Origin of the sequence: Streptomyces sp. NPDC048514, from assembly GCF_043199955.1 — a bacterium.
GTDB lineage: Bacteria > Actinomycetota > Actinomycetes > Streptomycetales > Streptomycetaceae > Streptomyces.
This window is the reverse complement of sequence record NZ_JBICWT010000015.1, coordinates 124,427-138,984: the sequence shown is the minus strand read 5'-3', so window position 1 is coordinate 138,984 and position 14,558 is coordinate 124,427. Positions and strand designations below refer to the sequence as shown.

11 protein-coding genes are annotated in these 14,558 nt (G+C 72.3%); 6 read left to right on the top strand and 5 right to left on the bottom strand.

The features are described 5' to 3' along the window. Positions 1–8 precede the first annotated feature (8 nt). On the top strand, positions 9–872 hold the full coding sequence (locus ACGFT2_RS30420) for a phosphatase PAP2 family protein (RefSeq protein ID WP_393284390.1): 864 nt from the start codon (positions 9–11) through the stop codon (positions 870–872). Here ACGFT2_RS30420 and ACGFT2_RS30415 read toward each other — a convergent pair. The 3 genes from ACGFT2_RS30415 to ACGFT2_RS30405 all read right to left on the bottom strand — a co-directional run bounded on the left by ACGFT2_RS30415 (position 851) and on the right by ACGFT2_RS30405 (position 5,146). Then, positions 851–3,862 (bottom strand): bifunctional [glutamine synthetase] adenylyltransferase/[glutamine synthetase]-adenylyl-L-tyrosine phosphorylase, encoded by a 3,012-nt coding sequence (locus tag ACGFT2_RS30415; protein ID WP_393284387.1) that lies wholly within the window; start codon positions 3,860–3,862, stop codon positions 851–853. The two genes, ACGFT2_RS30420 and ACGFT2_RS30415, sit on opposite strands and share 22 nt — an antisense overlap. A gap of 45 nt (positions 3,863–3,907) precedes the next feature. Beyond that, positions 3,908–4,069, bottom strand: a complete 162-nt coding sequence (locus tag ACGFT2_RS30410) for a hypothetical protein (protein ID WP_393284384.1) — start codon at positions 4,067–4,069, stop codon at positions 3,908–3,910. A gap of 228 nt (positions 4,070–4,297) precedes the next feature. After that, entirely contained in the window at positions 4,298–5,146 is an 849-nt protein-coding gene (locus tag ACGFT2_RS30405; RefSeq protein ID WP_393284381.1) for a DUF72 domain-containing protein, read from the bottom strand. Between the two features lie 129 nt (positions 5,147–5,275). Between ACGFT2_RS30405 and ACGFT2_RS30400 the strand changes: the two genes are divergently transcribed. The 4 genes from ACGFT2_RS30400 to ACGFT2_RS30385 all read left to right on the top strand — a co-directional run bounded on the left by ACGFT2_RS30400 (position 5,276) and on the right by ACGFT2_RS30385 (position 11,125). Further along, positions 5,276–6,163: an alkaline phosphatase family protein gene (locus tag ACGFT2_RS30400; RefSeq protein WP_393284378.1), complete on the top strand. Its 888-nt coding sequence runs from the start codon at positions 5,276–5,278 to the stop codon at positions 6,161–6,163. 1 nt (position 6,164) lies between these two features. Then, positions 6,165–7,448 carry an MFS transporter gene (locus tag ACGFT2_RS30395; RefSeq protein ID WP_393284375.1) on the top strand — a complete coding sequence of 428 codons (1,284 nt, stop codon included), beginning with the start codon at positions 6,165–6,167 and terminating at the stop codon, positions 7,446–7,448. Then, entirely contained in the window at positions 7,445–8,464 is a 1,020-nt protein-coding gene (locus ACGFT2_RS30390; RefSeq protein WP_393284372.1) for a TolB family protein, read from the top strand. The genes ACGFT2_RS30395 and ACGFT2_RS30390 overlap by 4 nt, the downstream gene beginning before the upstream one ends. A gap of 321 nt (positions 8,465–8,785) precedes the next feature. Then, positions 8,786–11,125, top strand: a complete 2,340-nt coding sequence (locus ACGFT2_RS30385) for an Orn/Lys/Arg decarboxylase N-terminal domain-containing protein (RefSeq protein WP_393284370.1) — start codon at positions 8,786–8,788, stop codon at positions 11,123–11,125. Here the strand turns inward: ACGFT2_RS30385 and ACGFT2_RS30380 are convergent. Then, the gene (locus ACGFT2_RS30380; protein WP_393284368.1) at positions 11,095–12,513 is read right to left on the bottom strand and encodes an MFS transporter; all 1,419 of its coding nucleotides are present in this window, start codon (positions 12,511–12,513) and stop codon (positions 11,095–11,097) included. The genes ACGFT2_RS30385 and ACGFT2_RS30380 overlap by 31 nt on opposite strands. A gap of 747 nt (positions 12,514–13,260) precedes the next feature. On the opposite strand from ACGFT2_RS30380, the gene ACGFT2_RS30375 reads away from it, so the two are divergent. Beyond that, positions 13,261–13,539, top strand: coding sequence for a hypothetical protein (locus ACGFT2_RS30375; RefSeq protein ID WP_393284365.1), 279 nt, complete (start codon positions 13,261–13,263; stop codon positions 13,537–13,539). Here the strand turns inward: ACGFT2_RS30375 and ACGFT2_RS30370 are convergent. Further along, positions 13,520–14,521 (bottom strand): hypothetical protein, encoded by a 1,002-nt coding sequence (locus ACGFT2_RS30370; RefSeq protein ID WP_393284363.1) that lies wholly within the window; start codon positions 14,519–14,521, stop codon positions 13,520–13,522. The two genes, ACGFT2_RS30375 and ACGFT2_RS30370, sit on opposite strands and share 20 nt — an antisense overlap. Positions 14,522–14,558: the final 37 nt, after the last annotated feature.

Here is a 14,558-nt window from a genome sequence, read left to right as displayed (position 1 = left end):
TGATGCCTATGAGTGACTCGACCGTGACAGAGCCGGAAGGTCGCGAGGAGGTGGCCGATCCGCGGACCGTCACGGGCGAGGTCGGAAGGGGCGTGCTGGGCCGGCTGCGGCGCCCACGGCGGCCCCGGCTGTGGTTCGAGATCCTTCTGATCGCGGTCAGTTACTGGACGTACTCACTGATCCGCAACGCCGTCCCGGAACAGCGGGCCGCCGCGCTGCGCAACGCGGACTGGATCTGGAGCGTCGAGCAGCACCTGGGCGTCGCCGTCGAACGGTCGGTCAACCACGCCCTGAACTCCGCGCCTTGGCTGATCGTGGGGATGAACTACTACTACGCCACACTGCACTTCGTCATCACGCTGGGCGTGCTGGTGTGGCTGTACCGATGGCATCCCGGCCGGTACGCGGCGGCCCGGACGGTGCTGTTCGCGACCACGGGTGTGGCCCTGCTCGGTTACTATCTGTTCCCGCTCGCGCCGCCCCGGCTGATGCGCGGCGGGCACTTCGTGGACACCGTGATGGTGCACCACACCTGGGGCTCGATGGCCTCCGGGGACCTGAAACACATGTCCAACCAGTACGCGGCGATGCCCTCGATGCACATCGGCTGGTCGCTGTGGTGCGGGCTGGCGATCTTCGCGCTGGCGTCGGTGCCGTGGGCGAGGGCGCTGGGCCTGCTGTATCCGGCGACCACCCTGCTGGTGATCGTCGCCACGGCCAACCACTTCTGGCTGGACGCGCTGGGCGGCCTGCTCTGTCTGGCGTTCGGCGTCGCGGTGGCCCGGTGCTGGTACGGCGCCCTGCCCCACGCGCTGCCGAGGCCCGCGCCGGCCCCGGTGCCCCGGCCGGCTCAGGCCACCGGGTCGCCGTAGAACAGCTCCTCCACCACCGTGCGCGCCCGGCGGGCGGTGCGGCGGTAGGCGTCCAGCATGTCCCCGGCGTGCCCGGCACCGAACCCCAGGTAGCGGCCCACCGCCGCCAGCTCGCGCGGTTCGGTGGGGAAGGTGTCCCCGGCCCGGCCGCGCACCAGCATGACCGCGTTGCGCACCCGGGTGGCCAGCACCCACGCCTCGTCCAGGATCCCGGCGTCCTCGGCGGACAGCAGCCCGGCCGCGTGGGCGGCGGACAGGGCCGCACGGGTGCGGGTGGTACGCAGCCCGGGCACGTGCCGGCCGTGGCGCATCTGGAGCAGTTGCACGGTCCACTCGACGTCCGAGAGGCCGCCGGGGCCGAGCTTGGTGTGCAGCTTGGGGTCGGCGCCGCGCGGCAGCCGCTCGGCCTCCATCCGGGCCTTCAGCCTGCGGATCTCGCGGACGGCCTCGTCGCCGAGTCCCTTTTCCGGGTAGCGCAGCGGGTCGATCAGCTCGGTGAAGCGGCGGCCGAGGTCCTCGTCGCCGGCGACCGGCTCGGCCCGCAGCAGCGCCTGCGACTCCCAGACCAGTGACCAGCGGCGGTAGTAGGCCTCGTACGACTTCAGGGTGCGCACCAGCGGACCCGACTTGCCCTCCGGGCGCAGGCCGGCGTCGATGAGCAACGGCGGGTCGGCACTGGACAGTTGCAGCAGGCGGCGCATCTCGGCGACGACCTTGTTCGCGGCGGCGGCCGCCTCGTGCTCGTCCACGCCCTCCTGCGGCTCGTGCACGAAGAGCACGTCCGCGTCGGAGCCGTAGCCCAGTTCGTGGCCGCCGAAGCGGCCCATGCCGATGATCGCGAACCGGGTGGGCAGGGTGTCCCCCCAGCCGCCGCGCACCACCGCGCGCAGGGTGCCGGCGAGGGTGGCCGCGGTGAGGTCGGAGACGGCCGCGCCGACCCGGTCCACCAGGGCGCCCTGATCGGCCTCCACCGGGTTCGCCTCGGTGCCGTAGGAGCCGACGATGTCGGCGGCGGCGGTGCGGAACAGCTCGCGGCGGCGCACGCCACGGGACGCGGTGACGCCCTGCTCGGCGTTCTCCGCGCGCCGGACGGCCGCGATGATCTCCTGCTCCAGCTGGGCGCGGCCACGGGGCTCCAGTCCGCCGCCGTCGCCGTCGCCGAGCAGGGCCACCGCCTCCGGGGCGCGCATCAGCAGGTCGGGGGCCAGGCGGCCGGCCGACAGGACGCGGGCGAGGTTCTCGGCCGCCGCTCCCTCGTCCCTGAGGAGCCTGAGGTACCAGGGGGTCTTGCCCAGGGCGTCGGAGACCTTGCGGAAGTTCAGCAGGCCCGCGTCCGGGTCCGCCGAGTCGGCGAACCAGCCGAGCAGCACCGGCAGCAGGGTGCGCTGGATCGCCGCCTTGCGGGTCACGCCCGAGGCCAGCGCCTCGAGGTGGCGCAGGGCCGCCGCCGGGTCGGCGTAGCCGAGGGCGACCAGGCGTTCGCGGGCCGCCTCGGGGCTCAGCCGGACTTCGCCGGGCGCCAGCTGGGCCACCGCGTCGAGCAGCGGGCGGTAGAAGAGCTTCTCGTGCAGCCGTCGTACGACGCCGGTGTGCCGCTTCCACTCGCGGTTCAGTTCGGCGACCGGGTCGGCGCGCAGGCCGAGGGAGCGGCCGAGGCGGCGCAGGTCCGCCTCCGCCTCGGGGACGAGGTGGGTGCGGCGCAGGCGGTAGAGCTGGATCCGGTGCTCCATGGAGCGCAGGAAGCGGTACGCCACGTCCAGACGGGCGGCGTCCTCGCGGCCGACGTAGCCGCCGGCGGCCAGGGCCTGGAGGGCGTCGAGGGTGGTGCCGCTGCGCAGGCCCGGGTCGGTGCGGCCGTGCACCAACTGCAGGAGCTGCACGGCGAATTCGACGTCGCGCAGGCCGCCCGGGCCCAGTTTCAGCTCTCTCTCGATCTCGGCCGGGGGGATGTTCTCCACCACGCGGCGGCGCATCTTCTGCACGTCCGGCACGAAGTTCTCGCGCTCCGCCGCCTTCCAGACGAGGGGTTCGAGAGCGCCGACGTACGCCAGGCCGAGGTCCGGGTCGCCGGCCACCGGGCGGGCCTTGAGCAGGGCCTGGAACTCCCAGGTCTTGGCCCAGCGTTGGTAGTAGGCGAGGTGGCTGCTGAGGGTGCGGACGAGGGGGCCGTTGCGGCCCTCGGGGCGCAGGTTGGCGTCCACCGGCCAGATGGAGCCCTCGACGGTCGTCTCGGAGCAGATCCGCATGAGGTGCGAGGCGAGTCTCGTCGCGGCCTGCAGGGCCTTGGCCTCGGTGGCGCCCTCGGCCGCCTCGGCCACGAAGATCACGTCCACGTCGGAGACGTAGTTCAGTTCGTGGCCGCCGCACTTGCCCATCGCGATCACCGCGAGGCGGCAGGCGGCCGCGTCCTCGGGTGCGCCGGCCTCCGCCAGGGCCAGGGCCGCGCGCAGGGTGGCGGTGGCCAGGTCCGCGAGTTCGGCCGCCGTCTGGGCGACGTCGGTGGTGCCGCAGACGTCCCGGGCGGCGATGGACAGCAGGCAGCGGCGGTAGGCGACGCGGAGGGAGACGGGGTCGGTGGCCTCGGCCAGGCCGCGCTCGAACTCCTCCACGCCGGGGTGGAGATCGCGGGGCTCGTAGGTGACCAGGGCCTGCCAGTCGCTGGGGTGGCGGGCCAGGTGGTCGGTGAGGGCGGCGGAGGCGCCGAGGACGCCGAGGAGGCGGTCGCGCAGCGGCTTGGCCGCGATCAGGGTGTCCAGGAGTTCACGGTGCGCGGTGTCGTTCCGCGAGGCGGTCTGGGCCTCCAGCAGGCGGACCAGGCCCTGCAGGGCGAGATCGGGGTCGGCGGTGGCACCCAGGGCTTCCAGGAGGACCGGGTCGTCGCGGACGAGGGTCAGTTCGGGGCCGTCCAGGAGACGCTCGGCGGCGGAGGGGTCGGTGAAGCCGTGCCGGAGCAGGCGGGTGAACGTACTGCTTCTGCGCCCCGGCGTCATCCTTGGCCTCCCCTTGTCTCGGATCAAGGTCGTCCTGGTCAGAGCCTAGCCGGAGTGGGGGCGGGGGTCCGGGGACTGGCCGGGAACCAGCGCCGGCAGCTCCTCGATCCGGTGCGTCAGTGCGGTGAGGTCCGCGGTGCCGGGCAGTACCCGGTCCACGGCGTCGAAGCCGGGGTCGCCCCGGGCGGGCCGCGGGTCGATCGCCACCGGCCCGGGCGCCCGGGCCGGTCAGCACGTTGGCGGGGTGGAGATCACCGTGTACGAGTCCGACGGGTCCGTCGACGGCGAGGTGGAGGGCCGCCTCCCGGGCCCCCCGGAGCACCGCCGGCACCTCGCGGTCGGCCGCCGCGCCGGGGCCTCGCCCGCCGCCGCGGCAAGACGCCCCCCTCAGCTGGGTCGCCGCTCAGACCATGGGTGGCTGATTCTGCGCTGAGCCTAGGGGCAGCGCTGCCGAGGCAGCAGTTCCCGCATGAGCTGCGCCGCCGTCGCCGCCGCGTCCGCGCAGCAGTTGTTGAAGAGGACGTGGACTTCGTCGGTGGCTTCCGACAGGGCTCGGACGCGGGGTAGCCAGGTCTTCAGTTCGCCGGGGGTGTAGGTGTGGCGGAAGCGGTCCTCCTTCGTGCCCGTGCCCCAGTGCGGGCTGCGGCCGTGGAAGCGGATCAGGGAGAGGTGCGGGGTGGTCACCGGGGTGACCGGGGGGAGGGAGGTGGGCAGGCCCTGGGGGGTGTCCACGGCGACGGCGGTGGCGCCCAGGTCCCTGAGGAACGCGGCCGTGCGGTCGGTGCGCCACCACGCGGGGTGGCGGAACTCGACGGCGAAGGGCCAGCCGCGGGCCCGTTCGCGGGCGGCGGTGATGAACGCCTCCGCCTCGGCGCCGGGGGTGAGGGAGGGCGGGTACTGGAAGAGGAGGGTGCCCAGCCGGCCGGAGTCGCGCAGGGGCGCGAGCGCTTCGGCGTAGCGGGTCCAGACCTCGGTGCGCAGGCCCTCGTCCCGGGGGTGGCCGCGCAGGTCCGCGGGGAGGGCGGAGGGGCGGGTGGGGTGGCCGGTGAGGAGGGCGTGCGCCTTGACGTCGAAGCGGAAGCCGGCGGGAGTGCGGTCCGTCCAGCGGCTGGTGGTTCGGGGGCTCGGGAGGGCGTAGTACGGGGAGTCCGCCTCGACCACGGGGAAGCGGGTCGCGTAGTGCCGCAGGCGTCCCTCGGGGTCGCGCCGGCCGGGTGGGTACCAGCCGCTCCTGAGCAGTGTGGGGTCGGTCCAGCCGCAAGTGCCCACGAGAATTCCTGACATGCGGACGCTGGTACCCGCAGTTCATCCGGTCTTCACCCGCGAGGTTGGCCTACGTGGGGCACGGGAATATTGGCGTGTGCATGCTCTGTCCGCACCGCCAGCCCTGTGTCTCCCCACCCGGAGGTTGATGTGTCCGGCAGTTCCGTGTACCGCCGTGCCCGTACGGCCGTGGCGTCCGCAACAGCCCTCGCCGCGACCGCGGTCGGGCTGTGGGCCGGGCTCGGCGGCGAGTCCGCGCACGCCGCGGGCACCGTGCCCAGGCCCGACCACGTGGTCGTCGTGGTCTTCGAGAACCACGCGTACAGCCAGGTCATCGGCTCCTCCAGCGCCCCCTACATCAACTCGCTGAAGTCCGGCGGCGCCAACCTGGCCCAGTCCTACGCCGAGACCCACCCGAGCCAGCCCAACTACTTCGCCCTGTTCTCCGGTTCGACGCAGGGCATCACGGACGACGGCTGCTACACGCCGGGCTTCTCGTCCGCACCGAACCTGGCCTCCGAGCAGCTGGCCGCCGGACGCAGCTGGGCCAGTTACAACGAGACGCTGCCCAGCCAGGGTTCGACGACGTGCAGCAGCGGCAGGTACGCCAGGAAGCACAACCCGTGGTTCGGGTTCGGCAACGTACCGACGTCGAGCGCGAAGACGTTCGCCCAGTTCCCGACGGACTACTCGACGCTGCCCCAGCTGTCGTTCGTGGTCCCCGACCTGTGCAGCGACATGCACGACTGCTCGGTGTCCTCCGGTGACACCTGGCTGAAGAACAACCTGGGCGCGTACGCGACCTGGGCCAGGACCCACGACAGCCTGCTCGTCGTCACCTTCGACGAGGACAACCGGCTCAGCGGCAACCGGATCCCGACCGTGCTGTACGGGCAGCCGGTGACGGCCGGGTCGAGTTCGTCGACCACGTACAACCACTACGACCTGCTGCGCACCCTGGAGGACACCCAGGGTCTGGCCACGCACGCCGGCAACGCGGCCTCCGCCAAGGACATCACCGGCGTCTGGGCGTCCTGACGTGTACGTAGCGGACAGCCGCGCGAGTACGCCGGCGCGGGCGTCCGCGGACGGTGCCGTCCGGCCTCCCGCCGGGCGGCGCCGTGCCGCGCTCGCACCGACCGTCCTGGCCCTCGGCACGGTCAGCCTGGTCACCGACGTCTCCTCGGAGATGGTCACGGCGGTCCTGCCGCTGTACCTGGTGACCGGCCTCGGCCTGTCACCGCTGGGCTTCGGGCTGCTCGACGGCATCTACAACGGTTTCTCGGCGCTCGTCCGCCTGGTCGGCGGGCATCTGGCCGACCGGGGAGGCGGGCGGCACAAGTGGGTCGCGGGCGCGGGGTACGGGCTCTCGGCCCTGTGCAAGCCGCTGCTGCTGGTGGCGCACTCGCTCACGCCGATCGGCCTGGTGCTGGCCGCCGACCGCACCGGCAAGGGCCTGCGCACGGCGCCCCGGGACGCGCTGATCTCCCTGTCCAGCACGCCGGAGAGCCGGGGCCGGGCGTTCGGCGTGCACCGCGCCATGGACACCGCGGGCGCGCTGCTCGGCCCGCTCGTGGCGTTCTGGATCCTGCGGGCCACGGTGGACGGCTACGACGCGGTGTTCACCGTCAGCTTCTGCGTGGCCGTGCTGGCGGTCCTGGTGCTGGTGCTCTTCGTGCCGGGCGGCCGGGGCGCTCCGCCGCCGGCCGAGCGGCCGACGCTGGGCGCCGCCGTGGGGCTGCTGCGCCGCCGTGACCTGCGCCGGATCACCGTCTGCGCGCTGCTGCTGGGCCTCGCCACGGTCAGCGACTCCTTCGTCTACCTGCTGCTCCAGCGCCGCCTCGGCGTCCCGGACCGCTGGTTCGCGCTGCTGCCGCTCGGCACGGCGGCCGCCTTCCTGCTGCTGGCGGTGCCGCTGGGCCGGCTCGCGGACCGGGTGGGCCGGTGGACGGTCTTCCTGGCCGGGCACGGCGGGCTGCTGCTGGCGTACGTGCTGCTGCTCACCTCCTGGCACGGCACCGCCCTGCCGTACGTCGTCCTCGCCCTGCACGGCGGGTTCTACGCGGCCACCGACGGAGTGCTGATGGCGGCCGCCTCGCAGAGCGTGCCGGAGGCGCTGCGTTCCTCGGGGCTGGCCGTCGTGCAGACCGGGCAGGCGCTCACCCGGTTCGCCTGCTCGCTGCTGTTCGGCGCGGCCTGGACGGTGTGGGGCGACCGGGCCGCGCTGGCGGGCGCCGTGGTGGCGCTGGCCGTGTGCGCCGCGTTCGCCCTCACCCTGCGCCCCGAGGAGACGGTGACCCCGAAGGAGGCGGTGCCCGCATGACCGTACGCAACCGTGTCGTGGTCCTGGTCGCGGCCGTCGCCGTGCTGGCGGCGGTCGGGCTGGCGTCCGTGCTGCACGCCTCGGCCCGGGCCGACCGCCGTGACCACACGCGGGCGGGCGGCCCGCGGGTCACCCCGGGGGCGGTGACCCTGACCGGGCACGGGCGGGTGGTGTTCCGGAACATGGCCTGGGGGCCGCACCGGGACGAGCTGGTGAGCGTCCCGGCGGACGACCCGTCCGGGCCGCGCACCGCCTCCGGCGTCAAGTGCCTGCGTTTCCACGCCGCTTCGGGCACCGGCGTGTGCCTGCAGGCGGTGCACGGGCCGGTGTCCGACACCTACCGGGCCGTCGTCCTGGACGCCCGTCTGCACACCGTGGACCGCTACGACGTCCCCGGCATCCCGTCCCGCGCCCGGGTCTCCCCCACCGGCCATTTCGCCGCCTGGACCGCGTTCGTGGGCGGTGACTCGTACGCCGGCACGGACTTCTCCACGCGCGCGGCGATCGTGGACACCCGCAGCGGTGAGCTGATCCCCTCCCTGGAGGCCTTCCGGATCGTCAGGGACGGGCATCGCTACCGGGCGGCGGACGCGAACTTCTGGGGGGTGACGTTCGCGGCCGACGACCGCACGTTCTACGCGACGCTGGCGACCGGGGGGCGCACCTACCTGGTCCGGGGTGACCTGCGCACCCGTACGGTCACCACGCTGCACGCGAACGTGGAGTGCCCGTCCCTGTCGCCCGACGGCACGCGCGTGGCCTACAAGAAGCGGGTCGCCGGGCTGCCCGCGGACGCCCCCTGGCAGCTGTACGTGCTCGACCTGCGGACGATGCGCGAGACCCCGCTCGCCGAGCCGCGCAGCGTGGACGACCAGGTGCTGTGGCGGGACACCCGGACGCTGGTGTACGCACTGCCCGGCGACTACGGCGCCGACCTGTACCAGGTCCCGGCGGACGGGACGGGACGGGCACGGCGCATCGCTTCGGCCGCGGTGTCCCCGGCGTACCTCGGGTGACGGGGCGCGGCGTGGATCGCCCGGGCCGCGGCGTCACCGGCACGGATCCCTCCGGCCGCACGGTGGCGGTGCCGAGCGAGCGGTCGACCGCCTATCTGCTGTTCCGGCTCCGGACCCGGGCGGCACGCCGCGCGGTGCGGATCGCGACGGCCGGCCACGGCGTCACCGGCGTAGCCCGGACGGCACCAGGTCAACGCCGGGGCCGCCGTTTCCGTCGTCCCGGTGGTTTCCGGTGCGGTCCACCGTCCGGCCCGCCGGGCCGCGCGGACACTTGCCGGGTGGCGGCGGCCGGGCGGTCGCCGCGGAGGGCGAGGGTGCGCGATGGCCGACAGCAGGATCCTGGTCGCGGTGCCGGAGCACCCGCGCGCCGAGAGCGCGGGAGCCGAGCAGCTGCGGAAGATCCGGGACGCCGTCGAGGCGGCCGGCTTCGAGGTGCGCTGGGCGGTGACGGCCGAGGATGCCGGCGCCGTACTGCGCACCGAGGCGGGGCTGGCGGCCGCGCTGGTCGCCTGGGACCTGCCGGGAGGCGACGGCGGGGCCGGCGTTCTCGGTGGGGCGGGCGTATCCGGCGGGGCCGGTGGGGCCGCGGTGCTGCGCGGGATCGGGCGCCGCTTCCGGGACTTGCCGGTCTTCCTCGTCATGGCCGACGAGGGTGTGCGGGATCTGCCGCTGTGGGTGTCGGAGACGGTCGTCGGGTACGTGTGGCCGCTCGAGGACACGCCGGGGTTCATCGCGGGACGGATCACCAGTGCCGCACGCGCCTATCGCGAGGACGTGCTGCCGCCGTTCTTCCGGGCGCTGCGCCGCTTCGACGACTCCCACGAGTACTCCTGGCACACCCCGGCCCACTCCGGGGGCGTCGCCTTCCTCAAGTCGCCCGCGGGACGCGCCTTCCACGACTACTTCGGCGAACGGCTGCTGCGCAGCGACCTGTCGATCTCGGTGGCGGAGCTGGGCTCGCTGTTCGAGCACAGCGGGCCGATCGGCGAGGCCGAGCGCAACGCGGCCCGCGTCTTCGGCGCCGACCTCACCTACTTCGTGCTGCACGGCGACTCCACCTGCAACCGTCTGGTCGGCCACTTCTGCGTCACCCGGGACGAGCTGGCGCTGGTGGACCGCAACTGCCACAAGTCGGTGCTGCACGCGCTGGTGGTCTCCGGGGCCCGGCCCGTCTACCTGGTGCCCACGCGCAACGGCTACGGCCTCGCCGGCCCGCTGCCCCCGGCCGAACTGGCGGCGGACTCGATCGCGGCCCGGATCGCCGCGCACCCGCTGGCCGAGGGCGCCGTGTCCCGGCGGGCGCAGTATGCGGTGTTCACCAACTCGACGTACGACGGCCTGAGTTACGACGCCGTCCCGGCCGCCCGGGCGCTCGCGGCGAGCACCCCGCGGGTGCACTTCGACGAGGCGTGGTTCGCCTACGCCCGGTTCCATCCGCTGTACGCCGGCCGGTACGGCATGTCGGTGGACGAGCGTGCCTTTCCCGGGCCGGACCGGCCCACGGTGTTCGCCACCCAGTCGACGCACAAGCTGCTGGCCGCGTTGTCCCAGTCGGCGATGGTGCACGTGCGGCCCGCGCCGCGGGCGCCGGTGGAGCACGACCGGTTCAACGAGGCCCTGATGATGCACGGCACCACGTCACCGCTGTACCCGATGATCGCCTCGCTGGACGTGGCGGCGGCGATGATGGACGGGCCGCAGGGCGAGTGGCTGGTGGACGAGGCGGTGACGGAGGCCATCCGGTTCCGGCAGGAGATGGTGCGGCTGCGGCGGCGGGTGGCGGAGGCCGGGGACCGGCCGGACTGGTTCTTCGGGGTCTGGCAGCCGGAGACGGTCACCGACCCGGCGACCGGTGAGCGCCTGGCCTTCGACGAGGCCCCGCCGGAACTGCTGCGCACCGCGCAGTCCTGCTGGCTGCTGGAGCCCGGCGCCGGCTGGCACGGCTTCCCCGGGCTCACCGAGGGCCACTGCATGCTGGACCCGGTCAAGGTCACGCTGACCTGCCCCGGCATCGGCGCCACCGGTGAGACGGCCGAGGAGGGCATCCCGGCGCGGGTGCTGACGGCCTACCTGGCCACCCGGAACATCGTGGTGGAGAAGACCGACGGCTACACCACGCTGATCCTTTTCTCCATGGGCATCACCAAGGGCAAGTGGGGCACGCTGCTGGACGCCCTGATGGACTTCAAGTCGCTGTACGACGGTGACGCGCCGCTGGACCGCGTCCTGCCCGACGTCGTGGCCGCGCACCCGCGCCGCTACGCCGGCCTGACCCTGCGCGAACTGTGCCGCCAGATGCACGGCCAGCTGCGCTCGGCGCGGCTCGTCGAGTTGCTGGACACCGCGTTCCAGCAGCTCCCGGAGCCGGTCTTCCCGCCGCAGCACTGCTATCAGCGGCTGGTGCGGGGCGGCACGGAGCGCGTCCGGATCGCCGACGCGGCGCGGCGGGTGGCGGCGGCCATGGTGACGGTGACCCCGCCCGGCATCCCGGTCCTGATGCCGGGCGAGTCCACCGGCGCCGCCGGCGGTCCCCTGCTGCGCTACCTCACGGCGCTGGAGGCGTTCGACCGCCGCTTCCCGGGGTTCCGCAGCGAGACCCACGGCGTGACGATCGACGAGGAGACCGGCGACTACCGGATCGAGTGCCTGCGCGACAGCTGATCCGCGCGGGGCGGCACGCACAGCCGGGCCAGAGCGGCGGCGGTCAGGTAGGCGAGCGCTCCTACGGCCATGCTGAGGCGCAGTCCGGCGCCGTAGCCGGCACTGGTGGCCAGCAGGCTGCCGCCGAGTGCGACGCCGGTGGCGCTGCCGATCTGGCGGGTGGTGTTGAACAGGGCGGAGGCGGCGCCCGCGTAGGCCGGGGGCGCGCCGCCCATCACGGTGGCGGTCGAGCCGGTGAGGGCGAAGGACGTGCCGAAGCCGGTGGCCATCATCGGGACCACCAGCAGTACGTAGGCCGGATCGGAGCCCGCCGCGGCCCAGCCGCCCAGCCCGGCGGCGCCCAGGAGCATGCCGGAGACGACCAGCGGACGGTCGCCGGTGCGGCGGCTCAGCCGGCCGGAGAGGACGGACGCGAACATGGTCATCGCCACGGCCGGGAACAGGGCGAGGCCGGTCCGGAGGGCGCTGAAGCCACGCTGGTGCTGGAACTCCAGGCTGGCGGTGAACACCATGCCGTAGAAGGCGAAGTTGAACAGCAGGCCGATGACGGCCGTGCCGCTCATCGCGCGGGGCCGCAGCAGCCGCAGCGGGAGGGCGGGGGCCCGGGCGAACCGCTCGCGCAGAAGGAACGCGGCCACGGCCACCGCGGCCAGGCCCAGCCCGGCGAGCACGGCGGGATCGGACCAGCCGCGCCGCCCGGCCTCGTTCAGGGCGGCGGTCAGCAGGGCCACCGCCGCCACCACGGCGCACTGCGCGGGCCAGTCCAGGGCCCGCCCCGGCTGGTGCGGGGAGGGCGCGACGAACCGCAGCGTCAGTACCAGGCAGGCCACGCCGACCGGAAGGTTGATGAGGAAGACCCACCGCCAGCCCGCTGTGGAGACCAGCAGCCCGCCCAGCAGCGGGCCGGCGGAGGCGGCGATGCCCGCCATCGATCCCCAGAGCCCGAAGGCGCGGGAGCGTGCCGCCGGTTCCGGGTAGGCCTCCTGCAGCAGGGCGAGGGAGCCGGGGACGATCAGTGCCGCGCCGAGCCCCTCCACCAGCCGGGCCCCGACGAGGAAGGCGGTGTTCGGTGCCGCGGCGCACGCGGCCGAGGACAGAGTGAACACCGCGACGCCCGAGCAGAACACGCGCCGGTTGCCCAGCCGGTCCCCCAGGGCGCCGCCGGTCATCAGGAGCCCGGCGAAGACCAGGGTGTAGCCGTCGGTGATCCACTGGATGCCGGTGAGGGAGGCGGACAGCTCGCGGCCCACCGCGGGGACGGCGACGTTGATGATCGTGACGTCCAGGATCACCATGAAGTACCCGGCGCACACGGCCGGCAGGGGCGCCGTGGAACGCCGCCCGGCACCGGGGGCCACACCGGAGCCGGACGAATCCGCGAAGGCCACGTCGCCGGCTCCGTCCTGTCCACACATCCCCCGGCAGTGAGCATGCTAGGGCCGCCGGCCGGAGAATCCCGCCGGCACCGGCCGGACACGCGCACGGTCTGCACGGCAAGCGGCGTGTGGCCGCACTTCCGGCTAGTTTCGGCGCGACCACCCCGCGGATGCCCCACGGATCGATGTCACCCGCGACAGTTCGGTGTCCAGCCGAGCTACCTCGTTGCCGGCCGGCGTCGGCGACCGCCTCTCAGCGGCCTTCCCGGAGTTCGGTGGGGCGGCTGCACCGTCAGCAGCTGGCGTCTGGAATTCGGAGTAGCTCACTGCAGGCGGCCCTAGGCGTACGGTCTCGTCTCACACTTTTCCCTGGGCTGCCACGGCCCTGAAGAGCGCCGAGACTTCTTCCGGCGCGACAGGCTCCCGAATAGCCGTCCCCGCAGGTTGGGTCCGGTGCGGGGCGAAAATCACTGGACCAGGGGAACCGGGGGGATCATCTTGCGTCACAAGCAAGGTGGCAACGGGTGCTCGCACAATAACCGTCTCATGAATTGACCGCGACGGAATTTCATAGACCTGACCAGCCGTCACGCCTCGACGACCAGTCTCCTGTAGCCTCATTCTCTCTTCGCGAGTGAACTCGTTCGTTTTGTTGTATGTGACGCGGATCGCGTCATGAGAGCCTTGCGGATCAGGGACTGCCCTGAATGCGATATCGGCTAGCTCGCCCATCAACACCATGCTGGTGAGGTGCCACATGTGATCGTGAACCAGGCCGAGCGCGTCATTGCCCGAAGTAGGTTCGGCCCACACATGCACGCGCACCCGAGCACCGTCCGGAACCTGACCCGCAAGGGCGGTGAGTTCGGCGTGCACAAACCCAAGAGGGTGCCGAAACGCGGTGAAACTGTCCGATTCATCGGCGAGGAACTGAAGAAGTTCCGGGCCATCAGGAAAAGTCTGGCCACCCACTGGAGCCGTTCGAAGCACATCGACTGCACGCCGGAGCGGATTCACGTCAGTTCGACCTTCCCATAAAGGGCATACTCGCGATCTTGTCGAAGTCCAGAATCGAACTGGCGGCCCAGCCTGTCAGCAGCGAGTGGCTGGGCTGACCCGAAAACCTGCTGGGCCGGACCCCTACGGCCTCCAGGGCCGTCCTCACGTGCTGCGCACGAACGTCCCTCCACTGCTGCGGGAACATGCCCTGCCCCGACGGCAGTACGACAGCCGGGAGCGCCTTGCTCGCCTGATCCATCTCGTCCCGGACCGAAGTGCAGTACCAGCCGCCGGCCGGAGCGTAGATGGCCCGCTCCTGCATGTCGGGCACGGTGACGATGAGCCCCGCATCGCTCAAGTCGTAGCGTAGCGGGCTGTAGCTGGAAAGGAATGATATTTCAGCCCTGATGCGAGTGCGCTCGTTATACCAGGCTACCGCGTAGAGGAGCGCGAGTAGCTCATCACGCACATTCTCAGGATTTGTAGTCCCGGTCCGCTGGCCGGCACTTGCACGATAGCTCGCATATCGACGACACACATCCTCGTCAGCCGGGTTCAAAATGTGCATCGAATACGGAATATCTCGATTCGTAACGGTCGACAGAGCAGGAAGCGCAGTGCTTCGCTGCCAGCCGCCCAAGCCTCCGCGGAAATGCCAGGAGTTCGTTGAACTCAACAGCCCGTCAAGGCGCCCACCGATCTCCTCTTGCGGGATCTCGATTACATGAGCCCCCACTCCTCGAATCTCGATATCTCGCTTGATGACATTAATGTCGGTCACAACGCCACGCAGCATTCCTTTTTGCTCGTCAGCTTTTTTGCGGCTGTCCAAGAGAGTCACAAGGAACGCACTCAGCACCACGATCGCCGCTCCGGACAGGAATTCCTGACTGAGGGAAATCACCTCGAACATGTCGAGCAGCGTGACGGCAACGATTGCCGCAACCGTAAGGCCCGTGACGGCATCACCGGGAGACTCTTTTACCGCGTTGAGGATGTACCTGAATCGAGAGGGCGCCATGCCGAGATGATAGCCACAGCCCGGGAAGCACCACTGA

Coding starts and splice junctions, on each gene's coding strand:
- ACGFT2_RS30420 (WP_393284390.1), top strand. CDS start 9: ATGAGTGACTCGACCGTGACAGAGCCGGAAGGTCGCGAGGAGGTGGCC.
- ACGFT2_RS30415 (WP_393284387.1), bottom strand. CDS start 3,862: ATGACGCCGGGGCGCAGAAGCAGTACGTTCACCCGCCTGCTCCGGCAC.
- ACGFT2_RS30405 (WP_393284381.1), bottom strand. CDS start 5,146: ATGTCAGGAATTCTCGTGGGCACTTGCGGCTGGACCGACCCCACACTG.
- ACGFT2_RS30390 (WP_393284372.1), top strand. CDS start 7,445: ATGACCGTACGCAACCGTGTCGTGGTCCTGGTCGCGGCCGTCGCCGTG.
- ACGFT2_RS30385 (WP_393284370.1), top strand. CDS start 8,786: ATGGCCGACAGCAGGATCCTGGTCGCGGTGCCGGAGCACCCGCGCGCC.
- ACGFT2_RS30370 (WP_393284363.1), bottom strand. CDS start 14,521: ATGGCGCCCTCTCGATTCAGGTACATCCTCAACGCGGTAAAAGAGTCT.